The sequence below is a fragment of the Clostridium culturomicium genome (assembly GCF_000821305.1).
In the GTDB taxonomy this organism is placed as follows: Bacteria; Bacillota; Clostridia; order Clostridiales; family Clostridiaceae; genus Clostridium_J; species Clostridium_J culturomicium.
The window spans coordinates 1,685,635-1,703,033 of sequence record NZ_CCXK01000017.1 but is presented as its reverse complement, the minus strand read 5'-3'; the positions used below and the strand labels follow the sequence as shown (position 1 = coordinate 1,703,033).

Here is a 17,399-nt window from a genome sequence, read left to right as displayed (position 1 = left end):
ATGACACTGGCAGAACTCCTAGGATATGATAGCAGGTTTCCTATTTATGAAGATATAAACATATATAAGGTTCAATACCTAAAGCAAAGTGATAGAGTTAAGGTTGTTTTAAAGCATAAGGTTAATTTAGATGAAGCTATGCGTGAAAACATTGGCTGTGTTGTTAAGGCAAAGCTTAATGATTTAGGAAATGTTGATCTTCTATGGTATAAAGATGTAGAACATGTTGATATAAAAGATGTGGTGGGAGAGTATTGGATAGATGTGGTAAACTCTCTTGCCTCATCTTTTCCATCTTCTAAAACTAGTCTTTTAAAATCCATAAAAACTATAGAAGAAGACAAAATAAAAGTTGGATTATCGAATGCTTTTATTACAAAAATGCTTTGTTCTAAAGGTGTGGATCGATTGATTTCTTCAGAAATATATAATATGTTTAATCTAAGAATAGGTGTGGAGATATATTATGATGAATCTGCAGTTGAGGAAGATTATATCCTGGAAAAGGAGATTGAAGAAAAGAGAATTGTAAAAGAGATTATAGCAAACACCCCTAAAGTTACAGGTAAAAATGAAGATAAACCGAAGGATAAGCCAAAGGAGAATAAGTCTGAGAAAAAAGGTGGTTCTTGGCAAGAAAAAGGTGGATATAAGGGGAGAAGTAAAGAACCTCTTGATGCTAATGTGGTTTATGGAAATAGAAACATAAATGAAGAAACAACTGAAATGGCTGAACTTAATATGGGTTCAGGCAGGGTAGCAGTGGCAGGAGATATATTTAAAGTTAACATATTCGAAGCTAAAAGTGGGAGAATTTATCCATCCTTGTATATAACAGACTATACAAGTTCAATTACAATAAAGCTTTATACTAAAACAAATGAAGAAGCTGAAAAACTTCTTGAGGAGCTTAAAGTTGGAAGTTGCTGTAAGGTTTATGGAGAAGTTGAAATTGATAGATTCTCAAAGGATTTAGTTATAAATGCTAAGTCTATCGTGAAGCTCAAGGCAACAGAAAGAATAGACAGCAGTGAGGAAAAGAGAATTGAGCTTCATGCACATACTACAATGAGTGCAATGGATGGTCTTGTTCCTCCAGCTAAACTTATTGCTACAGCTGCAAAATGGGGGCATAAGGCTATTGCTATTACAGACCATGGTGTTGCTCAAGCCTTTCCAGAGGCGCAGGATGCAGGAAAGAAGTATGGAATAAAGATTATTTATGGGGTCGAGGGATATCTCGTAAATGATGGTGTGGCTATAGCAACGGGCTGTAAAGGGAAAGGTTTTGATGAGCCTTGTGTAGTGTTTGATATCGAAACTACTGGATTTTCAAGCACTGAAGACAGCATCATAGAAATCGGAGCTGTTAAAATAGTGAATGGAAAGGTCGTTGACAGGTTTAATGAACTTATTAATCCAAGAAGAAATATTCCATATAAAATAACTGAATTAACAGGGATAACTAATGATATGGTAAAGGACTGTAATACCATAAATGATGTTCTTCCAAGATTTATGGATTTTGCAAAAGATGCTGTATTGGCTGCACATAATGCTGATTTTGATACAGGTTTTATTAAAGTTAACTGCAGGAGACTTGGAATTGAATTTAATAATGGTGTTATAGATACTCTTCCACTAGCAAGATTTTTATTGCCGGAGCTTAAAAGGCATAAATTAAATAATCTTTGTGACCGCTTGAATATTTCCCTGGAAAACCATCATAGAGCTGTTGATGATGCTAAGGCTACAGGAGATATTCTTATGAAGTTCTTTGATATGCTTAAGGAAAAAGGTATTGAGAATATGGAGGAAGCTAACAGAGAGTTTTTAAAGAACTTTGATGTGAAAAAGGCTGCTACTTACCATGTGATTATCTTGGCAAAAAATCAAGCTGGGCTTAAGAACTTGTATAAGTTAATATCACAGTCAAACTTAGAATATTATCAAAGGCGACCAAGACTTCCAAAGAGTTTGATTGAAGAATATAGGGATGGCCTTATTATTGGTTCTGCCTGTGAAGCTGGCGAAGTGTTTAGAGCAGTTATGGGTGGTAAAACCATTGATGACATGAGAGGAATTGTTGAATTTTATGATTATCTTGAAATTCAGCCAATAGGAAATAATGAATTTTTGAAGCGAAAAGGTATGGTTAAAGATGATGAAGGTCTTAGGGATTTAAATAAAAAAATCATAGAGTTGGGTGAATACTATAATAAAAAAGTTGTGGCTACAGGAGATGTTCATTTCTTAGAGCCGAAGGATGAAGTGTTTAGAAGAATACTTATGGCTGGGAAAGGCTTCGATGATGCAGATGACCAGCCACCGCTATATTTTAAAACTACAACGGAAATGCTGAGAGAGTTTTCTTATTTAGGTGAAGCTAAGGCTAAGGAAGTAGTTATTACTAATCCTCAATATATTGAGAGTTTAGTGGAGCCTGTGAAGCCTATTCCAGATGAAACTTATGCACCTAAGATTGAGGGGGCAGAAGATGATATCAGAAACATGACTATGAATAAGGTTAGGTCTATTTATGGGGATAATCTTCCAGAGGTAATACAGAAGAGACTTGATAAGGAACTTAACTCTATTATTAATAACGGATATGCAGTACTTTATCTTATTGCTCAAAAGCTTGTGGCAAAGTCTTATAGTGATGGGTATCTGGTTGGTTCTAGGGGATCAGTTGGATCTTCATTTGTTGCAACCATGTCAGATATTACAGAGGTTAATGGATTGCCGCCGCATTATGTATGTCCTAAGTGTAAAAATAGTGAGTTTATCATGGATGGATCTGTTAACTCTGGAGTTGACTTACCACCAAAGGATTGTGTGGTATGTGGAACGCCGTATAATAGAGAAGGTCACGATATACCATTTGAAACCTTCCTTGGCTTTGAAGGAGATAAGGAGCCAGATATTGACCTTAACTTCTCAGGAGACAACCAAGCTGATATTCACCGATATACAGAGGTTTTATTCGGAAAGGGACATACATTTAAAGCTGGAACTATTGGAACTATAGCTGATAAAACAGCCTATGGATATGTTAAGAAGTATTTAGATGAAAGAAATATAAATACAACTAATGCAGAAATTGAAAGGCTTACTATAGGATGTACGGGAGTTAAGAGGACGTCAGGACAGCACCCAGGTGGTATCATGGTTGTTCCTGCAGATAATGAGATATTTAATTTCTGTCCAATACAACACCCGGCGGATGACCCTAATTCAGATATAATAACTACACACTTTGATTATCACTCTATCAGTGGTAGACTTCTGAAGCTTGATATTCTTGGGCATGACGATCCTACCATGCTAAGAATGCTTCAAGACTTAACAGGTGTAAGTCCTCAAAGTGTTCCATTGTCAGATGAAAAGGTGTTAAGTTTATTTACTGGAACTGAGGCACTTGGATTAACTCCAGAAGAGCTAGGATGTGAAGTTGGATGTTATGGTATACCGGAATTCGGTACTAAGTTCGTTAGACAGATGCTTTTAGATACTCAGCCTAAAACTTTCTCTGATTTAGTACGTATTTCTGGTCTTTCTCATGGTACTGACGTTTGGCTTAACAATGCCCAATACTTTATTAAGGAAGGATATACAACACTGAAGGATTGTATTTCTACCAGAGATGATATCATGGTTTATCTAATATATAAAGGACTTGAACCTAAAACAGCCTTCACTATCATGGAGAAGGTTAGAAAGGGGAAAGGTGTATCTGAAGAATTTGAAGCTATTATGAGAGAGCATAATGTTCCTGATTGGTACATTGAATCCTGTAAGAGAATCAAGTACATGTTCCCTAAAGGTCACGCAGTTGCTTATGTTATGATGGCTATTAGAATAGCATATTTTAAGGTTTATTATCCTAAAGCTTATTATGCAACTTACTTTACTGTAAGAGCGGATGACTTTGATGGAGATTTAGTTGTTAAGGGAGAGGAAGCTATTAAACATACAATGGATGAACTCAATGCCCTTGGTAATAATATTGGAACAAAGGAAAAAGGGCTTTTAACTACCTTAGAACTTTGCTATGAAATGTATAAAAGGGGTATTAAGTTTTTACCTGTAGATATTTATAAATCTGACCCGGTTAAATTTACCATTGAGGGAGAAAGCATAAGAATTCCTATCAGTGGACTTGCTGGAGTTGGTGAGAATGCGGCTAAAGCTATTGGAGAAGCCAGGAAAGATGGGGAGTTTATCTCTAAAGAAGATCTTAGAATTAGAAGTAAGGCTACTAAAACTGTAGTAGAAGCTTTAGCTAACCATGGCGCAGTTGGAGATATACCGGAAACAAATCAGTTGAGCTTGTTTTAATAAATGAAGGATTAATTTCCGTTTAATTAAGTGGTAGAATATGTATTAAAAATTTGAAGTCGTTGCATAATAAGAAGTAGTATGATATAATGATTTTTGAAGATAAACTATGAAGATAATAAATTTTGAGGAGAGTAGGATTTTTGCCTACTCTCTATTTATTAAAACGCAACCTCATAGTTGCGTTTTAATTATAAATAATAGGTTTATTATTTAGGTATTTATGGCAATATAATAAGTAAGGAGGAGCTGAATTATGAGTAATGTTGTTGAAAAATTAAATGATAAGATTGGAAAAATCGTAGAAAAACAAGGATTTGACCTTTATCACTTAGAGTATGTTCGCGAAGGTGGACAAAACATTTTAAGAGTTTACATAGATAAAGATACTGGTGTTGCATTAAATGACTGTGTTTCTGTTAGCAGACTTGTTAGCGAAATGCTGGATGTTGAAGATCCAATAGCAGAAGAGTATACATTGGAAGTTTCATCACCAGGAGTATTCAGAACTTTATTTACAAAGGAACACTTTGAAAGATATATGAATACTGAAGTTGCTGTTAAATTATCAGCATTAGTTGAAGGTAAGAAAAAATTAGAAGGGGTATTAAAGGGGTTTGATGGTGAAAACTTAACTTTAGAAGTTGAAAATAATAAAGTTGAAGTACCAATGTCAAAGGTTTCTGTAGTTACTTTAAACCCAACTTTATAAGGAGGAAGTAATAAAAATGAGCACCGGATTTAAAGAGGAATTTATTGATGCAGCAAAACAGCTTGTTGTGGAAAAAGGTATAAGTGAGGAAATGCTTTTTAGCACAATTGAAGATGCATTAGTAGCAGCTTATAAAAAGAATTTTGCAAAGTCTCATGCTAAAGAGCAAAACGTTAGAGTGTGGGTTAATAGGGAAACTGGAGAAACTCATGTATATTCTTTAAAAGAAGTTGTTGAAGAGGTTTATGATGATGTTATTGAAATTTCTTTAGAGGATGCTAGAGAGATAAATCCAAGATATACGTTAGAGGATATTGCAGAAATAGAAATAACTCCTAGAGATTTTGGAAGAGTAGCAGCTCAAGCAGCTAAGCAAGTTGTGATTCAAAGAATTAAAGAAGCAGAAAGAAATCTTATATACAATGAATTCATAACTAAAGAATTTGACATTATAACAGGTATAGTTTTAAGAAAAGACAGAGGAAATGTATTCATAGATCTTGGAAAGATTGAAGCTGTTTTAGGACCAAATGAACAAATGCCAGGTGAAGCATATGTCTTCAATGAAAAATTAAAGCTTTATATTTGTGAAGTTAAAAAGAGCTCTAAAGGACCACAAATTGTTGTTTCTAGAACTCACCCAGGTTTAGTAAAAAGATTATTTGAACTTGAAGTTCCAGAAATCTACAGTGGAATTGTTGAAATTAAGAGCATTGCAAGAGAAGCAGGTTCTAGAACTAAGATAGCAGTATTCTCAAAAGAGGAAGATGTAGATCCAATGGGAGCTTGTGTAGGACCTAAAGGAGTGAGAGTTCAGAACATAGTTAATGAACTAAGAAATGAGAAGATTGACATAATTAAGTGGAGCAAACTTCCAGAGGAATATATTGCTCATGCTTTAAGTCCAGCTAAAGTTATATCTGTTGATATAGATGAAGATAGTAAGAGTGCTAAAGTTGTTGTTGATGACAATCAACTATCCTTAGCAATAGGTAAAGAGGGGCAAAACGTTAGATTAGCAGCAAGACTTACTGGATGGAAGATAGATATAAAGAGCAAGTCTCAAGCAGAAGCAGCTGAAGCTAAAAGAGTGGAAGATGCTCAAGAAGAAACTCTATAAACGAGGTGAGTTTTATGAAAGTTAAAAAGATACCTCAAAGAATGTGTACTGGTTGCATGGAAATGAAACCTAAAAAAGAGCTTATTAGAGTTGTGAAAAATAAAGAAAATGAGATATCAATAGATTTAAATGGCAAAAAACCAGGCAGAGGAGCATATATTTGCAGAGATAGTGTTTGTCTTGAAAAAGCTGTTAAAACAAAAAGACTTGAGAGAAACTTAGAATGTAAGATAAATGATGAAATATATGATAAACTTAAGGAAGAGATAGCAGATGCAGAATAAATTTTTAAGCTTTTTAGGTATTGCAAAAAAGTCAAGAAATTTAGTAGAAGGCTATAATACCTGTGAAGAAGAGATAAAAAGAAATAAAATTAGTTTGTGTATTTTGTCTGAAGAGTGTGCTGAAAACACTAAAAATAAATTTCAGAAATACTGCAGTGATAGAAATATACCAGTTATTAGCGGCTTAGCCAGTGAAGAGTTAGGAAATGCTATAGGTAGAGAAAAGATTAATGTGCTTGCAGTAAAAGATAATAAAATCAGTGAAAATTTAGTAAAGTTATGGAAAGAGAATTACGAGATGTAAATTCGGGGGTGAAAATTTTGGCGAAAGTAAGAATATATGAATTAGCTAAAGAATTAGAAGTTTCAAGTAAGGAACTTATTACAGTATTAATGGATGAGTTTGGTGTTGAAGCTAAAAATCACATGAGTGTTATTGATGAGGAAGATGCAGATCTTATAAAAGAATTATACTCAGAGCAGCAAAAAGAGGCTGCTGATAAGAAAGAAATTATTGAAGAATATGAGTCAAAAATTAATGAGGAAATAACAAAACAGCAAAGTAAAAACAGCAAGCGTAGAAAAAGTGCTGCAGTTAGAAAAGCTGAGGCTGAAAAAGCAGAAGAAACTCCAGATGAGGTAATTGAATTAGATGAAACTATCATTGTTAAGGATCTTGCAGATAAGCTTAAAAAGCCAGTTGTTGAAGTTATAAAAGGTTTAATATTCCAAGGCGTTATGGCAAGTGTAAACCAAGAAATTGACTTTAATACAGCTGAAAAATTAATAGAAAGCTATGGTTCATTTGCAGTTTTAAAAGAAAGTAACGTTGGAGAAATTGCAAAAGAGCAGGAAGATGAAATAGACGATGTTAACGAAGAAGTATCAGAAGATACTCAAGTTAAGAGACCACCTATAGTAACAATAATGGGTCATGTTGACCATGGTAAGACATCATTACTTGATGCTATAAAAGAATCTAAAGTAACAGCTACAGAGGCTGGTGGAATTACTCAGCACATTGGAGCATACACTGTAGATTTAAATGGTGAAAAAATTACTTTCTTAGATACACCAGGACACGAAGCTTTCACAGCTATGAGAGCTAGAGGAGCTCAAGTTACAGATATAGTTATCTTAGTTGTTGCAGCAGATGATGGAATAATGCCACAGACAGTTGAAGCTATAAACCACTGTAAGGCAGCAGAAGTTCCAATGATAATTGCAATTAATAAGATGGATAAAGAAAGTGCTAATCCAGACAGAGTAAAACAAGAGCTAACAGAGTATGGTTTACTTGCAGAAGATTGGGGTGGCGACACTATATGTGTTCCAGTTTCAGCTCATACTAAACAGGGATTAGACACATTACTTGAGATGATCGTGTTAACTGCTGAAATGCAAGAGCTTAAAGCTGATCCAAACAGAAGAGCAAAAGGAACAGTTATTGAAGCTAAACTTGATAAAGGTAGAGGTCCAGTTGCAAGTATTCTTGTACAAAATGGTACTCTTAAATCAGGAGATTCTATTATAGTAGGAACTACATACGGTAGAATAAGAGCTATGATAGATGATAAAGGAGCTAAAACTAAAGCTGCAGGTCCATCTATACCAGTTGAGATTTTAGGTCTTTCTGAAGTCCCTTCAGCAGGAGATAGATTTACTGTTGTTAAGGATGAAAAGACAGCTAGAAATATGGCTGATGCTAGAAAAGAAAAAATCAGACAAGAACACTTCCAAACTTCAAACAGAGTTTCTATGGAAAATCTATACAACCAAATACAAGAAGGGAAAGTTAAAGAACTTAGTGTAATTGTTAAGGCAGACGTACAAGGTTCAGTAGAGGCTGTAAGACAATCTATAGAGAAGTTATCAGCAGAAACTGTTAAAGTTAGAGTTATTCATGGAGCGGTTGGAGCTATTACAGAAACTGACGTATCTCTTGCGTACGCTTCAAATGCAATAATTATTGGATTTAACGTAAGACCTGATAACAATGCAATAGCTATAGCTGAGAGAGATGGAGTAGAAATAAAAACTTACAGAATAATATACGATGCTTTAGATGATATTAAATCTGCCATGATTGGTATGCTTGATCCAGAATACAAAGAAGTTGTAATTGGAAGAGCAGAAGCTAGACAGGTTTATAAGATTTCAAGTGTTGGAACTATTGCTGGATGCTATATTCTGAATGGTAAGTTAACAAGAAACTGTAAAGTTAGAGTTTTAAGAGATAACATAGTTATAGCTGAATCAACTCTTGCATCATTAAAGAGATTTAAGGATGATGCTAAAGAAGTTGCTGCGGGATTTGAGTGTGGATTAAGTGTTGAAAAATTCAACGATATAAAAGAAGGAGATATAATCGAAGGTTATATCATGGAAGAAATTAAACCAAAAGGACTGTAATGGAAAGGAGTGATCTCCATGGCTAATTATAGAGGCGGAAGAATAAACGAAGAAATAAAAAAGGATGTTAGTAATACTATCCAAAATAAAATTAAGGATCCAAGACTTAATGCTATGATCAGTGTTACGGATGTAGAGGTTACAAGAGATTTAAGCTATGCTAAAGTTTTTGTAAGCATATTTGGAACAGAAGATCAAAAAGCAGAGGCCTTGAAAATTCTAAAAAGTTCAACTGGTTTCATAAGAAAAGAAATTGGGAAAAATGTTAAGTTAAGACATGTTCCAGAAGTGATTATTGAATTAGATACTACTTTAGATAAAGCAAGTCATCTTGAATCTTTATTCCAAAAGATAAAGGAGCAGGATTAAAATGATAACTAAGGAAATTTTAGATATCATAGAGAAAAGCAATAAGATTGGTGTAACATTTCACCAATCTCCTGACGGTGACTCTTTAGGAAGTTCTACAGCCCTTGTACAAGGGCTTAGACTTCTTTCTAAAGATGCATATTTAATATCTAAAGAAATAATTCCAGATACTTTTACCTATTTAAAATGTTCAGAGGAAATTACCGGACTTAAAGATTATGTTCAAGAAGAAACAGATTTAGTTATAGTAGTTGATTGTGGGGATTTTAAGAGGATTAATGGAAATTTACAAAGAGAAGATAGAAATTATGCAATTATAAACTTAGATCACCATATGAGCAATGAAAAATATGGTGATTTAAATTATGTAGATACTAAGGCTGCGGCTGTTGGTGAAATTATATTTGATCTTTTAAATTTACTAAAGGTAGAAATAACTAAGGATATTGCTTTATCTTTATACACATCAATTCTTACAGATACAAGCTCTTTTAAACACTCTAATACAACCAGTAGAACTCATGAAATTGCAGGAAGTCTTCTGAAAACAGGGATAGATTTTAATGCAGTTCAAAGAAGGGTTTTTGAAAATAAAGATTTTAGAAAAGTTAAGTTTTTCGGCAAGGTTATTGATACCATAAATCTTCAATCAGAAGGTAAAGTAGTTTTTATGGAAATAACTAACGATATGCTTGAAGAATCAGGGTTAGAATCTATGGATTCAGCTGAAGTTATTCATTTTGGTACTATGATTTCTGGTGTTGAGGTTGTGGCTTTGTTTAAAGAAAGTAAAGGTGGCGTTAAAGTTAGCCTTCGTTCAAAGCAGAAAGTTGATGTGGCTAAGGTTGCGGAAATGTTTAATGGCGGTGGCCATGTTAGAGCTGCAGGCTTATTTTGTGAAGGTACAATGGAGACTGTAAAAGAAAGAGTTAATAAAATACTAGAAAATGAGTTGATGTAATTATGGCAGAATCTAAAGAAATTAAGATATGCGGAGTTTTAAATATAAATAAACCTCTTGGAATAACGTCCTTTGATGTAGTTAGACAAGTTAAAAGGCTAGCTAAGGAAAAAAAAGTTGGACATGGTGGAACTTTAGATCCAGAGGCTGGAGGTGTACTACCGGTTTGTCTAGGCAGAGCTACTAAGGCTATAGAATTTATTATGGAAGATACAAAAGAGTATGTTGCAGGAATAAAGCTAGGGGTTGTAACTGATACTTATGATCGTGAAGGTAAAATTTTGCGTGAGAGTGCAGTTGAATGTAGTGAAGAAGCTGTTATTGAAGCTATTAATAAGTTTGTAGGGAATATACAACAGATACCACCTATGTATTCTGCTTTAAAGCAAAATGGTAAAAAGTTATATGAACTTGCAAGGGAAGGGATAGAAGTTTATAGAGAACCAAGAAGTATTACAATACACAGTATTGAAATCTTATCTATAGAACTACCTTTCATTTCTATACGAGTTAAATGCTCTAAAGGAACGTATATAAGAAGTTTATGCTACGACATAGGAGAAGAACTTGGCTGTGGAGCTATGATGTGGAGTCTAGAAAGAAGCAGCACAGGACCATTTAATCTTGAAAACAGTGTAAAGCTGGAGGAATTAAGTGAAGAAAATATAAAGTCATATATAATTCCATTAGAAAAGGTCTTTGAAAATTTTCCTAAGTTAATTGTAAATTCGAAATTTGAGAAATTAATCTCAAATGGTGTTAAAATACAAGATAGAACATTGCTTAATGAAGTAAAGAAAAACTGCGAATATGCAGTATATAACACTGATAATGTTTTAATTGGTGTTGGTTCAAACACAGGGGCAGGATTTAAACTAATAAAAATGTTTATTTAGGGGATATACTTATGAAGATTATTAGGGATAATTTTACTAAGATTATTAATGTACCTACCGTTATAATTTTAGGCAGCTTTGATGGTATACATGTAGGTCATAGAGCTTTAATTGAGGGAGCTAAAAATTTAGCGGAGGAGATTAAAGCAAATTTAAAAATCAATGATGTTAAAATTATGGTTTGTACCTTTAAAAATCATCCTTTATCAGTTATAAACAAAGATATTTGTCCTAAACTGATCATGAGTAATAAAGAAAAAGCTGAACTCTTTGAAGAACTTGGTGTTGATATTTTGAATTTCATGGAATTTAATAGAGAGTTTATGGAAATACCTCCTTCAGATTTTATTAAAAACTTAAGAGAGTATTATAATGCTCATGGTATTGTAGTAGGATTTAATTATAGATTTGGATATAAAAATCTAGGAGATGTAGAGCTTCTGCATAAATGCAGTTTAGAGTTTGGATATAAACTTAAGGTTGTAGAACCTGTTACTTTAGACGGGGAAGTGGCTAGTAGTTCAGTAATAAGACATAACCTTCAAGAGGGAAATGTTGAAAGAGCTAATGTGCTTTTAAAAAGACCCTATATGCTAAAGGGAAGAGTTATTGAAGGAAGGCAGCTGGGAAGAACAATTAATTTTCCTACGGTTAATCTGAACTATAACAAAAAGTACCTTGTTCCCAAGGGTGGGGTCTATGGTACCGTTGTAGAGTATAAAAAGAGCTTTTATAAGGGTATCACTAATATAGGTTTTAACCCAACGGTAAATGGAAAGAAATTAAGTATTGAAACGCATATACTAAATTTTAATGAAAATATTTATAAAAAAGATATAAAAATCTATTTTTTGGAAAAAATAAGAGATGAAAAGAAGTTTTTAACATTTGATGATTTAAAAAATCAATTGATTAAAGATAAAGCATATGTAGAAAACAAAAGATACGATTTTGTGAGTGAAAGCATAAAATAGAACCTAAATTTTTACAAAATTAATTGCTGAAATTATATTTGCTATTTACAAAGAAAATATATTTTGATATAATTTCATAGGAACCTTATGCTATGTATTTCGAATGCCAACGGATTACATGGCATATGGCGATTTAACAATTGGAGGTGCATTACGCATGGATAAGGCAAGAAAACAAGAAATAATGGTAACATTCGCAAGAACAGAAGGAGATACAGGTTCTCCAGAGGTTCAAATAGCTCTATTAACAGAGAGAATAAAAGAGTTAACTGAGCACTTAAAAGTTCACAAGAAAGACCACCACTCAAGAAGAGGTCTTTTAATGATGGTTGGACAAAGAAAAGGGCTATTAAGCTACTTAAAGAAGCAAGATATCGAAAGATACAGAACAATAATTGCTAAATTAGGAATTAGAAAATAATTAAGAGCGGCAATGGCCGCTCTATTATTTTAATTTTAATTAAAGTTACAAATAATATAAATATTATATAAATAATATACATATGCTCAAAATTGAAAGGAGGAAAAAATAATGTCAAATGTATTAAGCACAATGGTTGCTGGAAGAGAAATGAAAATTGAAATAGGCAAAGTTGGAATGTTATCTGATTGCGCTATGTTCATGAGTTATGGTGAAACTGTAATTCTTGTAAATGTAAATGCTTCTCCGGAGCCAAGACAAGGGATAGATTTCTTTCCACTAAGTGTAGAATATGAAGAAAGATTATATGCAGTAGGAAAAATACCAGGAGGGTTCTTAAAAAGAGAGGGAAGACCATCTGAGAAAGCAATACTTAATGGTAGAGCTATTGATAGACCAATAAGACCATTATTTCCTAAAGGATATAGAAATGATGTTCAGGTTGTTTGTACAGTTGTTTCTGTAGACCAAGATAATGCACCAGAAATATTAGCAATGAATGCTGCTTCTGTAGCTTTATTAATTTCTAGTATTCCATTTGTAGATGCTGTTGCTACTGTATCTGTTGGTTTAATCGATGGAAAATTTGTTATTAACCCAACATCTAAAGAAAGAGAATTAAGCTCAATGCAGTTAACTGTATGTGCAACTAAAGATAGAGTAATGATGATTGAAGCTGGTGGAGATGAAATACCAGAGGAGACTATGATCGAAGCAATAGATTTTGGTTTTAATGAGTGTCAAAACATAATAGCATTCCAAGAAGAAGCGAGAGCTAAATTTGGAAAGTTTAAACCAGAACCAGTTTTATATCACGTTGATGAAGAATTAGCAGAGGATATAAGAAACTATTCTTATGATATGCTAAAAGAAGCAATGTACATCACAGATAAAGATGAGAGAAACGCTAAGATAGATGAAATTAAAGCTAAAATAAAAGAAGAGTTTGCAGAGAAATATGCAGATAAGTCTAGTGATATAGGTGAAACTATATATAACATACAAAAAGAAATCGTTAGACATATGATGCTTAAAGATAGAAGAAGACCAGATGGAAGAGCTTTTAATGAAATTAGAAAAATCTCTTGTGAAACTGGATTACTTCCAAGAACTCATGGAACAGGTTTATTTACAAGAGGATTAACTCAAGTAATGACTGTTGCAACATTAGGAGCTTTAGGTGATGTTCAAATCATTGATGGCCTTGGTGAAGAGGAAAGCAAAAGATACATGCACCACTATAACTTCCCAGCTTACAGTGTAGGTGAGGTTAAACCACTAAGAGGACCAGGAAGAAGAGAAATAGGACATGGAGCTTTAGCTGAAAGAGCTCTTGAGCCATTAATACCTTCAGAAGAAGAATTCCCATATGCAATTAGATTAGTTTCAGAAGTATTAAGTTCAAACGGATCTACTTCACAAGCCAGCGTATGTGGAAGTACTTTAGCTTTACTTGATGCAGGAGTTCCTATAAAGAGACCAGCTGCTGGTATAGCAATGGGATTAATCACAAGTGAAGATTTAAGTGATGAAGCTGTAATGACTGATATACAAGGAATAGAGGACTTCTTTGGAGACATGGACTTTAAGGTTGCAGGAACTGAAGTTGGTATAACATCTATCCAAGTAGATACAAAGATTAAAGGTTTATCTAAGTGGTGTATCAGAACAGCAATTGAAGATGCTAGAACTGCAAGAATGCACATCTTAGAGAAAATTAATGAGTGTATAGCTGCCCCTAGAGAAGAGTTATCACCATATGCTCCAAGAATGTACACTATAAATATTAAACCAGATAAGGTTAGAGAAATCATAGGACCGGGAGGAAAGACTATTAAGAAGATAATAGCAGATACTGGTGTTAAGATTGATACTAATGATGATGGTAAGATAGTAATCATGTCTAATGACGGTGATAGCGCTAATGAAGCTTTAAGAATGATTAAAGAAATCACTAAAGAAGTTGAAGCAGGCGAGATTTACCTAGGAAAAGTTACTAAAATTATGGCATTTGGAGCTTTTGTAGAAGTTTTACCAGGTAAAGAAGGTTTAGTACACATTTCTAAGCTTGCTAACGAAAGAGTTAACAAGGTTGAAGATGTTGTTGCTATTGGAGATGAAATACTTGTTAAAGTTACAGAAATAGATGCTCAAGGAAGAATAAATCTTTCAAGAAAAGATGCTTTAAAAGATTCAGAAGAAAATAAATCAGAAGCATAGAGGAATAAAAAGGTGAAACCACCTTTTTATTTTTTTGTTAAAATATAAGTACATAATGGTTTACATTTTCATAAAGTATATTATAATTGTATTAAGTTTTGCTTATTTATTCATAAAAGAGAATTTATCTACATATTAATCATAGTAATTTAATTATGTATGAGGTGATAATATGGAAGAGAAGTATAGATATTTAAGTGAGATGGAAAGATACGAAATAATTAATATTAATGATGGAGATAAATATAGTGTACTTGGCAACAATGATATAGTAATAGATGAAAATGGACAACTCAAGCTTCTTTTATTAAATGACGGCAGATCTAATAAGTTATTTTTTAAAGGAAATGAAATGTTGGAGGTATCTTGGGACTATGTAAAAAAGATAGGCTCTAAAACTATAATCATTGATGTGGATGGAGATACACTACGAAAAACCCACATATAGCATGGAGGTAAATATGAGTATAGTCGTTCAAAAGTTTGGGGGAACATCAGTAGCAAATGAAGAGAATAGAAAACTGGTTGTAAAAAAAATTAAGGCTCTTATAGATAAAGGACAGCAGCCTGTGGTAGTTGTATCTGCTATGGGAAGGAAAGGGTCACCTTATGCTACCGATACATTGATTTCTTTAGTGGATGATAAGTTTAAAGATGATAATAAAAGAGCTATGGATTTATTGCTTTCTTGTGGTGAAACTTTAAGTACGGTAATAATGTGTAATGATCTTTTAAGAGCAGGCATTGATGCAATCCCTTTAATGGGCGGAGAAGCTGGAATAAAAACAGATAATAATTTTAATAATGCATCTATAATAGATGTAGAGCCTTCTAATATTCTAAAAGTAATAGAACAAGGTAAAATACCGGTAGTTGCTGGATTTCAAGGTATCTGTGAGGATGGAAGTATAACCACTATTGGCAGAGGTGGTAGTGATGTAACAGGAGCTATTTTAGGCGCGGCGCTTAAAGCTTCTGAAGTGCAAATTTACACTGATGTTGATGGAATTATGACTGCAGATCCTAGGATTGTTTCTAAGGCATCTTTAATTGAAAGTATAAGCTATGATGAGGTGTTCCAATTTGCAGAGCAGGGAGCGAAGGTTATTCATCCTAGAGCAGTGGAAATTTCAAGAAGATATAACATACCTCTTGTTATTAAAAATACTTTAAGTGAATGTGAAGGAACTTTAATAGCATCATATGTTAAAGAAAATGATAAAATCATAACTGGAATTACTCATATGGATAAAAGAGTTCAGATTCTTATCAGCAGCAAGCAAAAGGATCACTGCAATTCAATTTTCCATACCTTAGCTGAAGAAGGAATCAGTATTGATTTGATCAGTGTATTCCTTAGAGAAAAGGTATTTACAATAGGTGAAGGTGATTTGGAAAAATTTAAAGCTATAGCTGAGAAACTAAAAATAAATTATGAATATGAAACTGACTGCAGTAAGATAGCTGTAATAGGTTCTAAGATAAGAGGGGTTCCTGGAGTAATGTCTAGAATTTTAAAAGCTTTAGAAGAAGGTGACATAGATATTCTTCAGACGGCTGACTCCCACACCACCATATGGTGTTTGGTAAAGAGTGACAGAGTTAAGGATGCTATAAATTTACTTCATAATGAATTTGCTTTAGGTTAGAATAATAAAACCTCCCAATGCACAAAATACAGTGTATTAGGAGGTATTTTATTATGTTAAAAGATGATAATAATATGACGTATGATAACATATCAATGGCTGTAGAAGGTATAGAGTTAGAAGATGACTGTAAAAAAAATAAACATGATAAGGGAAAAACTTCAAAGCCTGCGAAAATAGAAAAGACAATAGTGAGCAAAGAAAAGGATGAAGCTTCAGAAGATGATTCATCAAGTTCGTCTGATGAGATTGAAAATATAAGAGAAATTGGAGCTGCCAATATAGCAAAACCAGATGATAATATTCAAATTATACCTATTATAGGTCAGATAGAGGGTCATAATATATCTGGGAATCAAACTAAAACAACAAAATATGAACATGTTATTCCACAGCTTATTGCCATTGAAAGAGATGACAAGGTAAAGGGGGTTTTAATTGTATTAAACACTGCTGGGGGAGATGTGGAGGCAGGACTTGCAATTGCAGAGATGATTACAAGTTTAAGTAAGCCTACAGTGTCTATTGTTATAGGTGGAGGACATTCCATCGGGGTTCCATTATCAACGGCATCAGATTATTCCTTTATAACTCCATCAGCTACAATGATAGTTCATCCTATAAGAATGAATGGATTTGTTATTGGGGTACCTCAAACTTTTGAATACTTTAAAAAAATGCAGGATCGTATAATAGAGTTTATAGTAAGAACATCTAATGTAACTTCGGAAAAACTTGTAGAATTAATGAGTCAGACTGATGAACTTTTGAATGATATAGGAACAATTCTTATAGGCAAACAAGCAGTAGAGTGTGGAATTATTGATGAGGTTGGCGGAATAAGATCAGCTCTTGATAAATTAGATGAGTTAATAAAAGAAAAAGAAGTAGCAACAAGTAAATAATAATGTTTGATTAAGGCGTGATGAAGATATTTTCTTCTATCATGCCTTTAATATTTTATGTTGGTTTTATGATGAGTTAAATTTACTTATAAAAAGGAAGCAGTAAGATGTTATAGAATAAATTAAGTTTGGAAG

15 protein-coding genes are annotated in these 17,399 nt (G+C 33.4%); all 15 read left to right on the top strand.

Annotated elements, in window-relative coordinates; all coding sequences use genetic code 11:
* The 15 genes from BN1075_RS20370 to BN1075_RS20300 all read left to right on the top strand — a co-directional run bounded on the left by BN1075_RS20370 (position 1) and on the right by BN1075_RS20300 (position 17,264).
* Positions 1-4,341, top strand: coding sequence for a PolC-type DNA polymerase III (locus BN1075_RS20370; RefSeq protein ID WP_040195123.1), 4,341 nt, complete (start codon positions 1-3; stop codon positions 4,339-4,341).
* Between the two features lie 256 nt (positions 4,342-4,597).
* Complete coding sequence (gene rimP / locus BN1075_RS20365; RefSeq protein ID WP_040195122.1) at positions 4,598-5,053, top strand: ribosome maturation factor RimP; 456 nt, start codon at positions 4,598-4,600, stop codon at positions 5,051-5,053.
* A gap of 16 nt (positions 5,054-5,069) precedes the next feature.
* Positions 5,070-6,173 (top strand): transcription termination factor NusA, encoded by a 1,104-nt coding sequence (gene nusA / locus BN1075_RS20360; protein WP_040195121.1) that lies wholly within the window; start codon positions 5,070-5,072, stop codon positions 6,171-6,173.
* A 14-nt stretch (positions 6,174-6,187) separates the two neighbouring features.
* Positions 6,188-6,457 (top strand): RNase P modulator RnpM, encoded by a 270-nt coding sequence (rnpM, locus tag BN1075_RS20355; protein WP_040195120.1) that lies wholly within the window; start codon positions 6,188-6,190, stop codon positions 6,455-6,457.
* Positions 6,447-6,761 carry a ribosomal L7Ae/L30e/S12e/Gadd45 family protein gene (locus BN1075_RS20350; RefSeq protein WP_040195119.1) on the top strand — a complete coding sequence of 105 codons (315 nt, stop codon included), beginning with the start codon at positions 6,447-6,449 and terminating at the stop codon, positions 6,759-6,761. Before rnpM ends, BN1075_RS20350 begins: the two co-directional genes overlap by 11 nt.
* A gap of 17 nt (positions 6,762-6,778) precedes the next feature.
* Positions 6,779-8,869, top strand: coding sequence for a translation initiation factor IF-2 (infB, locus tag BN1075_RS20345; protein WP_040195118.1), 2,091 nt, complete (start codon positions 6,779-6,781; stop codon positions 8,867-8,869).
* A gap of 18 nt (positions 8,870-8,887) precedes the next feature.
* Entirely contained in the window at positions 8,888-9,238 is a 351-nt protein-coding gene (rbfA, locus tag BN1075_RS20340; protein WP_040195117.1) for a 30S ribosome-binding factor RbfA, read from the top strand.
* A gap of 1 nt (position 9,239) precedes the next feature.
* Positions 9,240-10,199: a DHH family phosphoesterase gene (locus BN1075_RS20335; RefSeq protein ID WP_040195116.1), complete on the top strand. Its 960-nt coding sequence runs from the start codon at positions 9,240-9,242 to the stop codon at positions 10,197-10,199.
* A gap of 26 nt (positions 10,200-10,225) precedes the next feature.
* Complete coding sequence (gene truB / locus BN1075_RS20330; protein ID WP_040195394.1) at positions 10,226-11,095, top strand: tRNA pseudouridine(55) synthase TruB; 870 nt, start codon at positions 10,226-10,228, stop codon at positions 11,093-11,095.
* Positions 11,096-11,106: 11 nt separating this feature from the next.
* Positions 11,107-12,069: a bifunctional riboflavin kinase/FAD synthetase gene (locus BN1075_RS20325; protein ID WP_040195115.1), complete on the top strand. Its 963-nt coding sequence runs from the start codon at positions 11,107-11,109 to the stop codon at positions 12,067-12,069.
* Positions 12,070-12,226: 157 nt separating this feature from the next.
* Positions 12,227-12,490 (top strand): 30S ribosomal protein S15, encoded by a 264-nt coding sequence (rpsO, locus tag BN1075_RS20320; protein WP_040195114.1) that lies wholly within the window; start codon positions 12,227-12,229, stop codon positions 12,488-12,490.
* 111 nt (positions 12,491-12,601) lie between these two features.
* The gene (locus tag BN1075_RS20315) at positions 12,602-14,710 is read left to right on the top strand and encodes a polyribonucleotide nucleotidyltransferase (RefSeq protein WP_040195113.1); all 2,109 of its coding nucleotides are present in this window, start codon (positions 12,602-12,604) and stop codon (positions 14,708-14,710) included.
* 172 nt (positions 14,711-14,882) lie between these two features.
* Positions 14,883-15,158: a YlmC/YmxH family sporulation protein gene (locus BN1075_RS20310; RefSeq protein WP_040195112.1), complete on the top strand. Its 276-nt coding sequence runs from the start codon at positions 14,883-14,885 to the stop codon at positions 15,156-15,158.
* Between the two features lie 13 nt (positions 15,159-15,171).
* A complete protein-coding gene (gene dapG / locus BN1075_RS20305; RefSeq protein WP_040195111.1) occupies positions 15,172-16,359 on the top strand; it encodes an aspartate kinase in 1,188 nt (395 codons plus the stop codon).
* Between the two features lie 53 nt (positions 16,360-16,412).
* Positions 16,413-17,264, top strand: a complete 852-nt coding sequence (locus BN1075_RS20300) for a ClpP family protease (protein WP_404987749.1) — start codon at positions 16,413-16,415, stop codon at positions 17,262-17,264.
* Positions 17,265-17,399: the final 135 nt, after the last annotated feature.

Bases quoted from the DNA above. Each gene is read 5' to 3' on its own strand.
- BN1075_RS20370 (WP_040195123.1), top strand. From the start codon at position 1: ATGACACTGGCAGAACTCCTAGGATATGATAGCAGGTTTCCTATTTAT.
- rimP (WP_040195122.1), top strand. From the start codon at position 4,598: ATGAGTAATGTTGTTGAAAAATTAAATGATAAGATTGGAAAAATCGTA.
- nusA (WP_040195121.1), top strand. From the start codon at position 5,070: ATGAGCACCGGATTTAAAGAGGAATTTATTGATGCAGCAAAACAGCTT.
- rnpM (WP_040195120.1), top strand. From the start codon at position 6,188: ATGAAAGTTAAAAAGATACCTCAAAGAATGTGTACTGGTTGCATGGAA.
- BN1075_RS20350 (WP_040195119.1), top strand. From the start codon at position 6,447: ATGCAGAATAAATTTTTAAGCTTTTTAGGTATTGCAAAAAAGTCAAGA.
- rbfA (WP_040195117.1), top strand. From the start codon at position 8,888: ATGGCTAATTATAGAGGCGGAAGAATAAACGAAGAAATAAAAAAGGAT.
- BN1075_RS20335 (WP_040195116.1), top strand. From the start codon at position 9,240: ATGATAACTAAGGAAATTTTAGATATCATAGAGAAAAGCAATAAGATT.
- BN1075_RS20325 (WP_040195115.1), top strand. From the start codon at position 11,107: ATGAAGATTATTAGGGATAATTTTACTAAGATTATTAATGTACCTACC.
- rpsO (WP_040195114.1), top strand. From the start codon at position 12,227: ATGGATAAGGCAAGAAAACAAGAAATAATGGTAACATTCGCAAGAACA.
- BN1075_RS20315 (WP_040195113.1), top strand. From the start codon at position 12,602: ATGTCAAATGTATTAAGCACAATGGTTGCTGGAAGAGAAATGAAAATT.
- BN1075_RS20310 (WP_040195112.1), top strand. From the start codon at position 14,883: ATGGAAGAGAAGTATAGATATTTAAGTGAGATGGAAAGATACGAAATA.
- dapG (WP_040195111.1), top strand. From the start codon at position 15,172: ATGAGTATAGTCGTTCAAAAGTTTGGGGGAACATCAGTAGCAAATGAA.
- BN1075_RS20300 (WP_404987749.1), top strand. From the start codon at position 16,413: ATGTTAAAAGATGATAATAATATGACGTATGATAACATATCAATGGCT.